At 70.1% G+C, this 12,298-nt stretch carries 16 protein-coding genes; 3 read left to right on the top strand and 13 right to left on the bottom strand.

The window, feature by feature from the left end; translation table 11 throughout:
- Positions 1–12 precede the first annotated feature (12 nt).
- The gene (locus OG440_RS20135) at positions 13–891 is read right to left on the bottom strand and encodes a GntR family transcriptional regulator (protein ID WP_406008187.1); all 879 of its coding nucleotides are present in this window, start codon (positions 889–891) and stop codon (positions 13–15) included.
- Between the two features lie 152 nt (positions 892–1,043).
- On the opposite strand from OG440_RS20135, the gene OG440_RS20130 reads away from it, so the two are divergent.
- A complete protein-coding gene (locus OG440_RS20130) occupies positions 1,044–1,238 on the top strand; it encodes a hypothetical protein (RefSeq protein WP_054243849.1) in 195 nt (64 codons plus the stop codon).
- Here the strand turns inward: OG440_RS20130 and OG440_RS20125 are convergent.
- The 3 genes from OG440_RS20125 to OG440_RS20115 all read right to left on the bottom strand — a co-directional run bounded on the left by OG440_RS20125 (position 1,228) and on the right by OG440_RS20115 (position 4,575).
- Positions 1,228–2,094 (bottom strand): winged helix-turn-helix domain-containing protein, encoded by an 867-nt coding sequence (locus OG440_RS20125; protein WP_406011400.1) that lies wholly within the window; start codon positions 2,092–2,094, stop codon positions 1,228–1,230. The two genes, OG440_RS20130 and OG440_RS20125, sit on opposite strands and share 11 nt — an antisense overlap.
- A 460-nt stretch (positions 2,095–2,554) precedes the next feature.
- Complete coding sequence (locus OG440_RS20120; protein WP_406008186.1) at positions 2,555–3,817, bottom strand: GNAT family N-acetyltransferase; 1,263 nt, start codon at positions 3,815–3,817, stop codon at positions 2,555–2,557.
- 191 nt (positions 3,818–4,008) lie between these two features.
- On the bottom strand, positions 4,009–4,575 hold the full coding sequence (locus tag OG440_RS20115; RefSeq protein ID WP_406008185.1) for an aerial mycelium formation protein: 567 nt from the start codon (positions 4,573–4,575) through the stop codon (positions 4,009–4,011).
- A 159-nt stretch (positions 4,576–4,734) separates the two neighbouring features.
- Here OG440_RS20115 and dtd point away from each other — a divergent pair, with 159 nt between their 5' ends.
- The gene (dtd, locus tag OG440_RS20110) at positions 4,735–5,160 is read left to right on the top strand and encodes a D-aminoacyl-tRNA deacylase (protein ID WP_406008184.1); all 426 of its coding nucleotides are present in this window, start codon (positions 4,735–4,737) and stop codon (positions 5,158–5,160) included.
- Here the strand turns inward: dtd and OG440_RS20105 are convergent.
- The 6 genes from OG440_RS20105 to OG440_RS20080 form a co-directional block, all read right to left on the bottom strand.
- Positions 5,157–6,122, bottom strand: coding sequence for a YgfZ/GcvT domain-containing protein (locus OG440_RS20105; protein ID WP_406008183.1), 966 nt, complete (start codon positions 6,120–6,122; stop codon positions 5,157–5,159). The genes dtd and OG440_RS20105 overlap by 4 nt on opposite strands.
- A 10-nt stretch (positions 6,123–6,132) precedes the next feature.
- Positions 6,133–6,579, bottom strand: a complete 447-nt coding sequence (locus OG440_RS20100) for a Fur family transcriptional regulator (RefSeq protein WP_406008182.1) — start codon at positions 6,577–6,579, stop codon at positions 6,133–6,135.
- Positions 6,580–6,595: 16 nt separating this feature from the next.
- Positions 6,596–7,171 carry an FABP family protein gene (locus tag OG440_RS20095; protein ID WP_406008181.1) on the bottom strand — a complete coding sequence of 192 codons (576 nt, stop codon included), beginning with the start codon at positions 7,169–7,171 and terminating at the stop codon, positions 6,596–6,598.
- Positions 7,172–7,400: 229 nt separating this feature from the next.
- Positions 7,401–8,384, bottom strand: a complete 984-nt coding sequence (locus OG440_RS20090) for a hypothetical protein (protein WP_406008180.1) — start codon at positions 8,382–8,384, stop codon at positions 7,401–7,403.
- Positions 8,381–9,364 carry a hypothetical protein gene (locus tag OG440_RS20085; RefSeq protein ID WP_406008179.1) on the bottom strand — a complete coding sequence of 328 codons (984 nt, stop codon included), beginning with the start codon at positions 9,362–9,364 and terminating at the stop codon, positions 8,381–8,383. The genes OG440_RS20090 and OG440_RS20085 overlap by 4 nt, the downstream gene beginning before the upstream one ends.
- On the bottom strand, positions 9,361–10,242 hold the full coding sequence (locus OG440_RS20080; protein ID WP_406008178.1) for a hypothetical protein: 882 nt from the start codon (positions 10,240–10,242) through the stop codon (positions 9,361–9,363). The genes OG440_RS20085 and OG440_RS20080 overlap by 4 nt, the downstream gene beginning before the upstream one ends.
- Positions 10,243–10,344: 102 nt before the next feature.
- Here OG440_RS20080 and OG440_RS20075 point away from each other — a divergent pair, with 102 nt between their 5' ends.
- Positions 10,345–10,707: a DsrE family protein gene (locus OG440_RS20075; RefSeq protein WP_406008177.1), complete on the top strand. Its 363-nt coding sequence runs from the start codon at positions 10,345–10,347 to the stop codon at positions 10,705–10,707.
- Here the strand turns inward: OG440_RS20075 and OG440_RS20070 are convergent.
- The 3 genes from OG440_RS20070 to OG440_RS20060 form a co-directional block, all read right to left on the bottom strand.
- Complete coding sequence (locus tag OG440_RS20070; RefSeq protein WP_406008176.1) at positions 10,704–10,976, bottom strand: DUF3099 domain-containing protein; 273 nt, start codon at positions 10,974–10,976, stop codon at positions 10,704–10,706. The genes OG440_RS20075 and OG440_RS20070 overlap by 4 nt on opposite strands.
- Positions 10,977–11,095: 119 nt before the next feature.
- Positions 11,096–11,383 (bottom strand): DUF1416 domain-containing protein, encoded by a 288-nt coding sequence (locus OG440_RS20065; protein ID WP_004986406.1) that lies wholly within the window; start codon positions 11,381–11,383, stop codon positions 11,096–11,098.
- Between the two features lie 39 nt (positions 11,384–11,422).
- Positions 11,423–12,262 carry a sulfurtransferase gene (locus tag OG440_RS20060; protein ID WP_406008175.1) on the bottom strand — a complete coding sequence of 280 codons (840 nt, stop codon included), beginning with the start codon at positions 12,260–12,262 and terminating at the stop codon, positions 11,423–11,425.
- Positions 12,263–12,298 lie beyond the last annotated feature (36 nt).

Genomic DNA, 12,298 nt, shown 5'->3' with positions numbered 1-12,298 from the left:
TATCAGAGGTCACTAGAAGAGTGTCAGGTCCGTCGTGATGGTTTCCCAGAGGGCGTCGAACCACTTCTGGGATTCCTCCACGAACGCGGCGTCGCGCTGACCGGTGGCCTTCTCGAAGGAGAAGAGGAGCGACTCGGTGCCCCGCACGTCGTACATGTCGAGGGTTCCGCTGTCGGTGGTCTCCTCCGTGCGCGCGACCATGTAGTACGCGATCAGCGCTTCCTGCCCGTTGAGGAGGTACAGCTTCACCGGCGGGGTGAACGGCAGCGCGCGGAAGGTGATGTTGACGTCCACGCCGTGCGAGCGCAGCGCCCGGAGGTTGTAACTCAGCACCTGTCCCTGCGCGTTGCGCATCGCCAGCCAGCGCTGGTGGACCGGATCCTCGTCGTCGCCGCGGTCCTCGACCGAGACCGGGAAGGCCAGACTGATGTCCCGCGACGGCAGCAGGATGCGGACGTCGACCTTCCGGGGCCGGATGCTGCCGGCGTGGATCAGCCGCAGGGGCTCCCCCAGGGCCGGGATCAGGCTCTCGGCGGTGAGGCAGGCCGCGTCTATCCGCACATGCGGGACTCCGAAGGCCGCGGTCAGCCGCGGGGCCAGGCCGACCATCGTGGGCTGCGGCTCACCGCGGTCCGGCGCCGGCGGCTCCGCGATCCGCGGCGGGCTGCCCTTGCTCACGTTGGTGAGCAGCCCGTCGTCCTGGAGTGCCCGCAGGGCCTGGCGGACGGTGCCGCGTTCCACGCCGAACTCGTCGGCGAGCTCGGCCTGGGTGGGCAACCGGTCGCCGGCCCTGAGATCCCCGACGCGGATGCGTTCGCGCAGGACATCGGCGATCTCACGGGGTGAGAGCCTGCTGCCGTTCACTGCCACGTTCTCCTGGGTCACGACCAAACGCTACAACTTACATCCATCTGGCGGGAGTTGTTTGAAAGTTGTTTAGCAGTCGCCACCAAGTGGGGACAACATAGTCATAGTTGGCAACCAACTTGAGTGAGTTGGCGGAAGGCTTGCCTCCCACTCCCGTCTCGGAAGGGGGAACCACCATGCCCGTCCTCGTCCTCCTCTGTGCCGCCTTCGTCGTCGGTGTCGAACAGACCATCCAGTGGAAGTACGGCACCACCGGTGCCCTCGGCCTGCTCCTGCTCAGCGTCGGCATCAAGGCCAAGAGCCCGGTCATCAGTTCCGCCGGCGCCGTGATCCTGGCCCTCCTCGCCACCGGGCCCGCCGTCAGCTCGTGAGCACCAGCTCCGAGCTGATCGTCTCCCACAGCGCGTCGAACCACAGGTGGGACTGTTCCACGAACGTCGTGTCACGCGGTCCGGCGCCCTGCTCGAAGGCGAACAGCACCGACCGCGTGCCTTCGGCGTCGTACATCTCCAGGTGCTCGTGGTCGATGGTCTGCTCACGCCGCTTGACCATGTAGTAGGCGAACAGCGCTTCCGTCCCGTTGAGGAGATACAGCTTGACGGGCGGGGTGAAGGGCAGTGCGCGGAAGGTGACGCGTACATCGATGCCGTGTGTGGAACGCAGGGTGAGCAGGTTGTGCCGCAGCACCTGGCCCTGCGCGTTGCGGTGGGCCAGCCAGCGGCGCTGGAGCCGCCCGGTGTCCGCGAGGTCCACCGCCGCCGGGAAGGCGAGGTCGATGTTCCGGGACGGCAACAGGACGCGGACGTCGATCTTGGCCGGTTTCAGTCGCCCCGCGTGGATCTGCCGCAGGGGCTCGCCGATCGCGGCCGTCAGCGAGACGGCCGTCAGGCACAGGGCGTCGACCTCGACGTGGTCGGCCGCGAAGGCCTCGGTGATGCGCGGCGGGAGCGCCACCATCGCGGGCTGCGGCGTCGCCGCGGGACCCACAGGGAAGCCGACCGCACCCGGCCGCGCCGCGACCGTCGCCGGGCTTCCCTTGGAGACGTTGGTGAGGAGCTGCTCGGACTGGAGAATGCGCAGCGCCTGCCGTACGGCACCCCGCTCGACGCCGAACTCGTCCGCCAGCTTGGCCTGCGTCGGCATGCGTTCACCCGGCCGCAGCACTCCGGTCCTGATCCGGGTGCGCAACTCGTCGGCCACCTCGCGATGTGACCGCTGCGGCCGCACCGCCGCCCTCCGCCCATTGACGGAGGCATGTTCCGGCTCCACGTCCGCACACTACAACTTCTCGCCATCTTTGGGCAGTTCAAAGATAGATGGTTATAGGACGCTTCCAAGCGGACATAGTTACAGTGAAGTTGGCTGCCAACTTCAACAACATGGTCAAACTTCCAGACGGTTGGCCGGTCGGGCTCCCTTCCGGAGGGGAGCCGGGAGCCCGAGCAGTCGGCACCGACGTACAGCCACAACTGAACATCGTTCGCACAGCCACAACTTCAGAGGGATCGCACAGCCACAACTGAACAGCACGACCGAACAGCTACGGATACCCGCGTCCGAGGACGCACGAGCACCACGGCACCACGGCAAACAGCACCACGCGGCCACACGGCCACAGAGCCGCTCAGGCCCCAGGCCGCTCAGGCACCAGGGCACTCAGGGCGCACAGTCACGCGGAAAGGAGCCGTCAGAACATGTCCGGGCACCAAGGCCGCCCGGACGTTCGCAGCAGGGCGTCGGCCCCTCGGGCGGCGCCCGCTCGTTCTTCCCGGAGCCGGCCCAGCGCCGCCAGCCGCCCCGCGGACTCGTCGCCCAGCCACAGCGTCGCCAGCTCGGCCACGTCCAGGGTGAGGTCGGCGCTGCGGGTGGTCGGCGTACAGGAGGCGCCGTCGGGGGTCGCGTCCAGCAGGAAGCGGCCTCCGGTCAGGCCCGCCCGGTCGACGATCTCGAGGACCATCGCGCCGGACCCGTCGTACGTCCGCGCCTCCAGGGCCCGTACGACGTCCAGGATCCGCACCCACAGCCAGTCCGCCTGGGTGGTGATGCGCGCGGCGCGCGGATCCGGCAGATACAGCGGGAGCAGGTCGTCCGGGGAACGCCAGCCCGTCTTCACCCGGGTGATCCAGTCGATGGAACAGAGGTAGTGCCACAGGGCACGCTCCGCGGCCGGGGTCACCGCGCTCAGCCAGTTCACCTTCGCCGTGTTCAGCGGCTGCTTGCCGTCGCTCCACTCGTCGTCGGTCCGGTAGGAGGCCATGCCCTCGACCACGCCGTCCGCCGAGCGGTACACCACGAAGAACGGCTCGACCCACGCATCGCCGTGCAGCCACAGCTGCCCGGTCCGCGCCGCCCACCAGTGCTCGTCCCGGTCGATCGCGCCCGGCTGGCCGCGACGCAGCCGTTCATGCAGGTCGGGGCCGATCCGGCGGATCTCCTCGCCGTCGGCGAAGTCGATCCGGCCGCCGTCCTGCGGGACCGACCGGTTCGGGTCGAGGCCGGCGCGGGGTACGTCGATCGACCATTCGGTCATCGTGGTCGCCGGGCCGAAGCCGTACCGGCCGTAGATCCGGTACTCGGCGGCTATCAGGGTGGCCACGACGTCTCCGCGGTCCTTCGCGGCCGTCAGGTCGTCGGCCATCAGCCGGGTGAGGAGTCCGCGGCGGCGGTGTGTGGGCGCGACGGTGACGTTGGAGATGGCGTCGGCGGGGACGGCGGCGCCGCCCACCGCCGTGAGCTCCTGGTCGAACGAGCGGAACGTCGCCACGCACCGGCCCGCGTCGAAGGCGCCGGAGACACGGGAGTCCGCGAACGCGAGACGGCGGTCGGCGAGCATCTGGTCGGGGACGGTGGGCGGGCGCAGAAAGCCCGTGTTCACGGCACGGGTCCAGTCGGGTAGCTCCCCGTCGGTGATCGGACGGACGTCGAGGGACTGCTTGGCTCGGCGGGTCATGGGATCACCGTAGGCAGGGCCGGCCGGGTGGGGCGAAGACTTTTCCCGCCCCCGCCCCCGCCCCCGCCTCCCGGTCCCGGTCCCGGTGGGACCCTCCGCCCCGGCCCGGTGGGACCCGCTGCCCGACCCCGGGGGACACTCGGCCCTGCCCCGGTGGGCACTCGCCCCTGTCCCGGTGGGGCTCGCCGGAGTCAGACCAGGAGGTCCTCCACCTGCGCCTCTCCCTCCCGGTACCGCCTCGTGATCTCCGCGCCCGACTCGTCGGCCGTGCGCTGGAGACGCTGGCGGCGGCTCGAGACCTGCTGCTCGTAGCGGACCAGGCAGCCCATCGCGTCGTTGAGCTCGGGATCGGTGCGTGCGCCGAGGTCGGAGAGTTCGACGTCGGAGAGCATGTCGGCGGCCAGCCGCCGGTACTCCTCGCTGTGCGGGGTGCCCAGGGTGACGTGGCGGGCCGAGGAGCGGTGGCGGGCCGGGGCGTCGGTGAGGATCTCCGACAGCCGCTCCACCACGGAGGCCGCGCCCGACGGGGAGCGGCGGGCCAGTTCGGCGCGCAGGATGTCGATACGGCCCTGGAGCAGCCGTCGTACGTAGCTGAGGTCGGCCTCGTCGCGCTGGGCGTCGCGGCGCAGGGTGCGCAGTTCGGGCAGGCTCAGCCGGGTCAGGTCGTGCTGGGGTGGTTCCGCGGGCAGCACGGGGCTGTCGCTGCGCTGTGTCGGCGGCCGGTGTGTGGCGGGCCGCCGGGTATTCGGTGTGTTCATGTCCTTCGACCGTCCCCTCGACCGGCGTGTGGGAAGCATCGTGCCACTCCGATCGGCCGCCGGGTTACCGAGTCCCCCCGAACGGCCCCAGATGGGGGCTTAAGGATCAAAAATGGGCCCCTCGCGGGCCGGTGCGGGGCACCCGGCATCATGGTCCGCATGCGAGCGGTGGTGCAGAGGGTGGACGGCGCGAGCGTCGTCGTGGACGGCGAGACGGTCGGGGAGATCGAAGGCGAGGGACTGTGCGTCCTGGTCGGGGTCACCCACGAGGACACCGAGGAGAAGGCGGCTCGACTCGCCCGCAAGCTCTGGTCGGTCCGCATGCTGCACGACGAGAAGTCGTGCAGCGACATCGACGCCCCGCTGCTGGTGATCAGCCAGTTCACGCTGTACGGGGACGCGCGCAAGGGGCGCCGCCCCACCTGGAACGCGGCCGCCCCCGGCGAGGTCGCCGAACCGCTCGTCGACGCGGTCGTCGCGCGGCTGCGGGAGCTGGGCGCGACGGTGGCGACGGGCCGGTTCGGCGCGCAGATGCGCGTGTCACTGACGAACGACGGCCCGTTCACCGCGCTGATCGAGATCTAGGGCTCCACGACCACTTCCTGGGCGGCGGCGGTCGTCCCGGCCAGCAGGGGCGCGTCCAGCGGCACGTTCCGCTTCACCAGGGCCAGGGCCACCGGGCCGAGCTCGTGGTGGCGTACGGACGTGGTGATGAAGCCGATCTTGCGCCCGTCGGGGGCGTCGTCGGCGACCCGGAGTTCGGTGCCGGCGACCGGCAGGTGGACCTCGCTGCCGTCGAGGTGCAGGAAGACGAGCCGGCGGGGCGGCTTGCCGAGGTTCTGCACCCGGGCCACCGTCTCCTGGCCGCGGTAGCAGCCCTTCTGGAGGTGCACGGCGGTGCCGATCCAGCCGAGCTCGTGCGGGATGGTGCGGTGGTCGGTCTCGAAGCCGAGCCGCGGGCGGTGGTGCTCGACGCGGAGGGCTTCGTGGGCGAGGATCCCGGCCGGCGGGCCCGCCTGCCCGGCGTAGGCCTCCAGGTCGGCGCGCGGCAGGAAGAGATCGCGGCCGTACGCGGTCTCCCGGACGACGACACCCGGCGGGACGGGGGCGATGGAACCCGCGGGGAGATGGACGACCGCGAACTCGGCGGTGCGGTCCGCGACCTCGACCCGGTAGAAGAACTTCATCGACTCCAGGTACGCGATCAGCGCCTCCTGGGTGCCGGGTTCGACGTGCAGCCAGACCGTCAGACCGTCGTCCACCAGGTAGAGCGCGTGTTCGATGTGGCCGTTCGCGGAGAGGATCAGCGCTTCGGTGGCCTCGCCGACGCGGAGGTCGGTGAGGTGCTGGGTGAGGAGGAGGTGCAGCCAGCTCAGCCGGTCCTCGCCGGAGACGGCGACGACCCCGCGGTGCGAGAGGTCGACGAATCCGGTGCCGTCGGCGAGGGCGCGCTGCTCGCGGAACAGGTCGCCGTAGTGACCGGCGACGCCTTCGTCCACACCCTCGGCGGGGACGGCGCCGGGCAGGGACAGCAGAGGGCTCTTCATGACCCCAAGCCTACGACTTGGTAATTGAACCCTTGAGCGTGCAGTCCCCACAGCGCCCGAAGATCGCGAAGTGCTTCATGTCCGTGTCGAAGCCGAAGGTCTCGCGCAGCTTGTCCCGGAACTCCGCGGCCACCTGCACGTCCGCCTCGATGACATTGCCGCAGTCCCGGCAGACGAGGTGGAGGTGATGGTGCCGGTCCGCCAGGTGGTAGGTCGGCGCCCCGTGCCCCAGGTGCGCGTGGCTGACCAGCTCCAGCTCCTCCAAGAGCTCCAGGGTCCGGTACACGGTGGAAATGTTGACCCCCGACGCCGTCTTCCTCACTTCCACGAGGATGTCGTCGGGGGTCGCGTGCTCCAGGGTGTCCACGGCTTCGAGGACAAGCTGGCGCTGCGGCGTCAGCCGGTAACCGCGCTGCCGCAGGCCGCTCTTCCAGTCGGTGCTCTCAGTGCTCACCACACCGAAGAGTCTAGAACTACTTGAAGAAGGCGATCCCGTCGTCCGGCATGTCGTCGGGCAGGGCCTTCGCCCAGCGCTCGACGTCCTCCGGGGTGACGACCTTCTTCAGGTGCGCCGACATGTAGGGGCGCAGCTCGACCTCGGGGGTCTGCTTCTCGCCGACCCACATGAGGTCGCTCTTGACGTAGCCGTACAGGCGCTTGCCGCCGGTGTAGGGGCCGGAGGCGGCCGTGCGGGCCACCGCGTCGGTGACGAGGTCGATCTGCGGCTTCTTGTCGGCGATCTCGCCGTACCAGATCTCGACCACGCCGTCGTCGCGGACCATGGTCACCTCGACCTTGCGGTCGGCGTCGACGCGCCAGAAGCCGGACTCCGACTCCAGGGGCCGGACCTTGTTGCCCTCACCGTCCAGGACCCAGGTGTGGGAGTGGTACTCCAGGAAGTCCCGGCCGTCGTGGCCGAAGGTGACCTCCTGCCCGAAGTTGCACTTCTCCGAACCGGGGAAGTCGTGCACGCCCGCGCCCGCCCAGCTGCCCAGCAGGAAAGCGAGGGGGACGAGGTCCTTGTGGAGGTCGGACGGAATCTCGATCATGGGTGACAGTTCCTGGACGTCGTCGGTCAGCGCTGGCCCTGGTACAGCTTCTTCACGGTCAGACCGGCGAAGGCGAGGACGCCGACGCAGACCAGGACCAGCAGGGCTTCGAAGAAGATCTCCACGGGGTGCTCCTCGGATGAGCGTGCTTTGAGACGTACGACAGGGCCGGCCCCCAGCTTACGCGGCCGGGGGGCGGCCCTCCGTGTGAGGTACTCCCTCGCGGGGGTCAGCCCAGCAGCTGCGTCTGCAGGGCGACGGTCTGCTGGAAGGGGATGGCCGCGGCGGTGCCCTTACGGGACTGGAGCACCAGGGCGACGACGTCGCCCGCGCGGAGGTAGGCCTGCCGCACCTGCTCCTCGCCGTACGGCTTCGCCTCGTCGTACGCGTAACGCTGGATGTCGGAGAGGTCGCCGGCGGTGGGATACGCCTCGTCGAACATCGCCGCGGTGGCGCCGTCGACGGTGTGCAGGGGAGCGTTGTAGGAGGTGAGCCCGCCGAAGACGACGTCGGACACCGTCTCCGTGTCGAACTGGAGCAGGTAGACGCGGGTGCGGGTGCCGTCCGGGGTGGTCCAGCCACGGGCCGCCGTGTGCCGCAGCCCGTTGTCGGTGAGCAGCTGGCCGACGACGTCCCGGTCCGACTCCGTCTCGAACACGGTCAGGAAGTCCTTCGTGGGCAGCCAGCCGTCGGCGCCCCGCAGCGTCTTGTCGTCCGTCGCCCCCTCGGGCGCGGGCAGCAGCAGCGCGCGCAGGTCCGCGTAGTGGGCCTGCGCCCAGTTGTCGGTGTCGAACGGGGCGGGACTGCCCGAGGGCAGCGGCGGCCTGATGAGCTCCGGGTACGCCCAGCGCCCGTCCGACTCGGTGGCGAGACCGGGTACGTCCGTGCGCTCCATGCGCGTGATCCCGTAGGCCGTCCCCGCCCCGAGCGCGGCGAACACCGTGACGACGGCGGTCCAGCGCGCGAGCGCCCGCAGGACTCGCCGGTCCTTCGGAGCGACGGGGCCCTGCGGGACGGCCGGTTCCTGCGGGCCTGCGGGGCCCTCAGGCGTGGCCGGGTCCTGCGGGGTGGGCGGGTCCTGCGGGGCGGGTGTCGACGCGGCCGTCGCACCGGCTGCCTCGGGGCGCGCCACGTCCGCCGTCGCGACGGTCGTTGCGTCAGTCGTCGCGACGGGCGGTGCGGCGGTGGCCGGCGTCTGCTGTTGCTCGGTCATACGGCCTGTCCCGGGTCGTCGATGCGGTCGAGTTGCGCGGTGAAGAAGTTGGTCACGAACTTCGCGTCGAGCGCGCCGGGGGCGTTGGCACTGACGCTGACCAGCACGTCTCCCACGCTCGCGGTGCAGAGCGCGACGCCCAGTTCCTTGTCCTTGTCCTTGACCTTGGGTGTCAGGAAGCACTGGGCGTCCTCGTGGCCCGCGATCTTCGGGCCCTTGCGGAAGACGTCCGTGGCGGCGAGGAAGCCGTTGAAGGACGCCGCCGCCTCACGCACCGCGGTGCGGTTCGCCATCCGCGACAGGTTGACGTCGACGGAGAGCGCGTCCGTCGTGTTGTAGTCCAGCCGGCCGACGGCGTAGCTGCGCATCGCCACGCCCTTGATGCGCTCCTTGTCGATCAGCTTCTCCAGCTGCCGGCGCGACTTGCTGGGCAGGCCCTTGATCGACTCCTTGCGCATGGCCGTGGCCTGGGCTCCGCTGAACTCGGCGTCCGCGCCGAACTCGCCGAGGTCGGGGCCGCGCTCGAAGCCGTCGGTGCCGAAGGGCACGAGCAGGGCGCTCAGCCCCGTCGCCACGTCCTTCTTGGTCTTCTCGTCGTCCTGGGCGGCCGGCGGCGGGAACTTCCACGTCGGCTTGCCGGGGTCGCGGTCGGCGTCCTGGACGGTCACGACGGTGTAGCCGACACCGCCGAGGAGCGCGCAGGCCAGCAGCGCCGCTCCCGCCACGGCCGCGATCCGGCCGGGACGGAGGACCCTGCGGGCGGGCTTCACGACGGCGGGCTCGGCGCCCACGCCGACACCTTCGACGACCTCGGAGCGCTCGGGGCCGACCCCGGAGCTGATCTCGGGACCGTTCTCGGGGGTGTTCTCCGGGGTGACCTCGGGAGTGTTCTTCGGGGTGACCTCGGGAGTGTTCTCCGGGGTGGCCTCGGAAGTGTTCTCCGGGGTGGTCTCGGAGTTGAGGTCCGGGTTGTCGCTCACAGCTTCCCCACCTGCCGCTGGGCCAGGTCCATGATCTTCGCCTTGGAGATCGGCTTGGTGTCGTAGACCTGGATCTCCACGCAGATGTCACCGCGCCACGCGTACGCCTCGGCCGAGTACATCGGGAGGTAGCCCGCCTCCTCTTCGGGTGTGTCGTGCACGTACGCCGTCCCGTTGTCCTCACCCGTGCCGGGGATGGGCCAGCTGCGCGTGTCGTCCTCTTCATCGGCCCAGTAGGAGCCGTTCTCGGCCCACTCGGACGCGGCCGCCTTGCTCTCCTGGTGGAACTGCACGAGGGCGATCTCGACGTTGTACGTCTCTCCCACGCGCCACGAGACCATGGCCGCGCGGCGGAACTCGTCGTCGACGAGGGTGTTGAACGTGGCGCCCGGCTTCGTGTACTCCTCCGCGTACGTGGCCAGATCGGCCCAGCCGTCGCTGTCCACCGCGAAATCGGCGTCCTTGGCCCCCTTGGGGCGCGTGATCAGCAGCTTGCGCAGATCGCCGTCCGTCTTGACCCGCCGGTCCTGCGCCGCCGACAGCGGCTCGACCTCGCCCTTGCCCTGGGCGAGCACGGGCTGGGAGAGCGGCGGCAGCGCGGTCGGTTCGCGGTCGGCCTGCACGAGGAAGCCGGCGCAGGCGCCCGCGACGACACCGAGCACGGCGGCTCCGGCGATCATCAGCGTCGTACGGCCGCGCCGACGACGGGGGCCCGGAAGCGGCGGTTCGGCCTGTTCGGCCTGTTCGCCCGCGACGGCCGCGACCGATCCTGCCTCGACGGCCCCATCCGTCCCGCCCACCTGGGCGTTCGCCTCGACATCCGCCTCGACGATCCCGATTTCACCTATTACCTCTTCGGCCCTTTCAGGACCTTCCACAACATCCCCCTCAGAAGCGTGAAGCGCGTATTCCGTATCGCGCTTCACAGGAGACCCATGGTCAACTCCAGGAGTTGTAGTCGAGTTGATTACGATTCAGGCATGGCGAAGAAGCTCGTGATCAAGGTGACGGCAGGGGCCGATGCGCCCGAGCGGTGCTCTCAGGCGTTCACGGTCGCGGCCGTCGCCGTGGCCAGCGGGGTCGAGGTCTCGCTCTGGCTGACCGGGGAGTCCGCCTGGTTCGCGCTGCCGGGCCGGGCGGCCGGGTTCGAGCTGCCGCACGCGGCCCCGCTGCCCGGTCTGCTCGACGCGATCCTGGCCGGTGGCCGCATCACGCTGTGCACCCAGTGCGCGGCCCGCCGGGACATCACGGAGAAGGACGTCATCGAGGGCGTACGGATCGCGGGAGCGCAGGTGTTCGTGCAGGAGGCGCTGACCGACGGCGTCCAGGCGCTCGTCTACTAGGGCCTGTCCTGGGGGCGGCGCTTCTTGCCGTCCAGCTCGTCCCACCACTCGTCGGACTTCGGGTCGCCGGAGGGGTCGTCCCACCAGCGGTCCTCGGGGCCGCGCCGGTTCGCGACCATGGCGGCGAGCGGCGGGATGACCATGGCCACCACGCACATCCCGACGGCCACGGGCATCGACCAGAGCCGCACGACTCCCCAGGCCAGGACGAACAGTGCGATACAGCTGCCCATCATGGCGAAGTAGACGTGCCTGCGGCGGGCGTACATGTCTCCAGGGTAGAACCGCGGCGCCGGATCGGGGCGGGGCCGGGCACGTGGAAGGGCCGTGCCCCCGGGTGTTCGACCCGGGGGCACGGCCCTTGCGTCAGCGGTGTCGGAGCCGGGGCTCAGACCGCGATCGCGACCTCCGCGAGGCCGCCCTGCTGGGCGACGACCGTGCGGTCGGCGGTACCGCCGGGAACGAGGGCGCGAACGGTCCAGGTGCCCTCGGCCGCGTAGAAGCGGAACTGTCCGGTGGCGGAGGTCGGGACCTCCGCGGTGAACTCGCCGGTCGAGTCCAGCAGGCGGACATAGCCCGTCACCGGCTCGCCGTCGCGGGTCACCTGACCCTGGATCGTGGTCTCACCGGGCTTGATCGTCGAGGCGTCCGGGCCGCCGGCCTTCGCTCCACACATATGCGTCTCCAGAGGTCGTTCAGGTCGGTCTTCGGATGGTTACTTGTTGGCGCCGAGCTCGATCGGGACACCGACGAGGGAGCCGTACTCGGTCCAGGAGCCGTCGTAGTTCTTGACGTTCTCCACGCCCAGCAGCTCGTGCAGCACGAACCAGGTCAGGGCCGAGCGCTCGCCGATACGGCAGTACGCGATGGTGTCCTTGGCCAGGTCGACCTGCTCGTCGGCGTAGAGCTCCTTGAGCGCGTCGTCCGACTTGAAGGTGCCGTCGTCGTTGGCGTTCTTCGACCACGGGATGTTGCGGGCGGACGGGACGTGGCCCGGACGCTGCGACTGCTCCTGCGGAAGGTGCGCGGGGGCGAGCAGCTTGCCGCTGAACTCGTCGGGCGAGCGGACGTCGACCAGGTTCTGCGAGCCGATGGCCGCCACGACGTCGTCGCGGAAGGCGCGGATCGACTTGTTCTGCGGCTTGGCCTGGTAGGAGGTCTCGGGGCGCTCGGGCACCTCTTCGACCAGCTCGCGGGCGTCCAGCTCCCACTTCTTGCGGCCACCGTCGAGGAGCTTGACGTTCTCGTGGCCGTAGAGCTTGAAGTACCAGTAGGCGTAGGACGCGAACCAGTTGTTGTTGCCGCCGTAGAGGATCACCAGCGTGTCGTTGGCGATGCCCTTGGCCGACAGGAGCTTCTCGAAGCCCTCCTGGTCGACGAAGTCACGGCGGACCGGGTCCTGGAGGTCCTTGGTCCAGTCGATCCGGATGGCGTTCCGGATGTGGTTCTTCTCGTACGCGGACGTGTCCTCGTCGACCTCGACGATGGCGATGTCGGCGTTGTCGAGGTTGGCCTCGACCCAGTCGGCGTCGACCAGGACGTCACTGCGGCTCATGCTCGTTCTCCTCCGGGGCAGGTGCGGCGGGGGTGT

This window comes from Streptomyces sp. NBC_00637, assembly GCF_045161545.1.
In the GTDB taxonomy this organism is placed as follows: Bacteria; Actinomycetota; Actinomycetes; order Streptomycetales; family Streptomycetaceae; genus Streptomyces.
The sequence above is the reverse complement of the archived record's forward strand: the minus strand, read 5'-3'. Positions and strand labels throughout refer to the sequence as shown.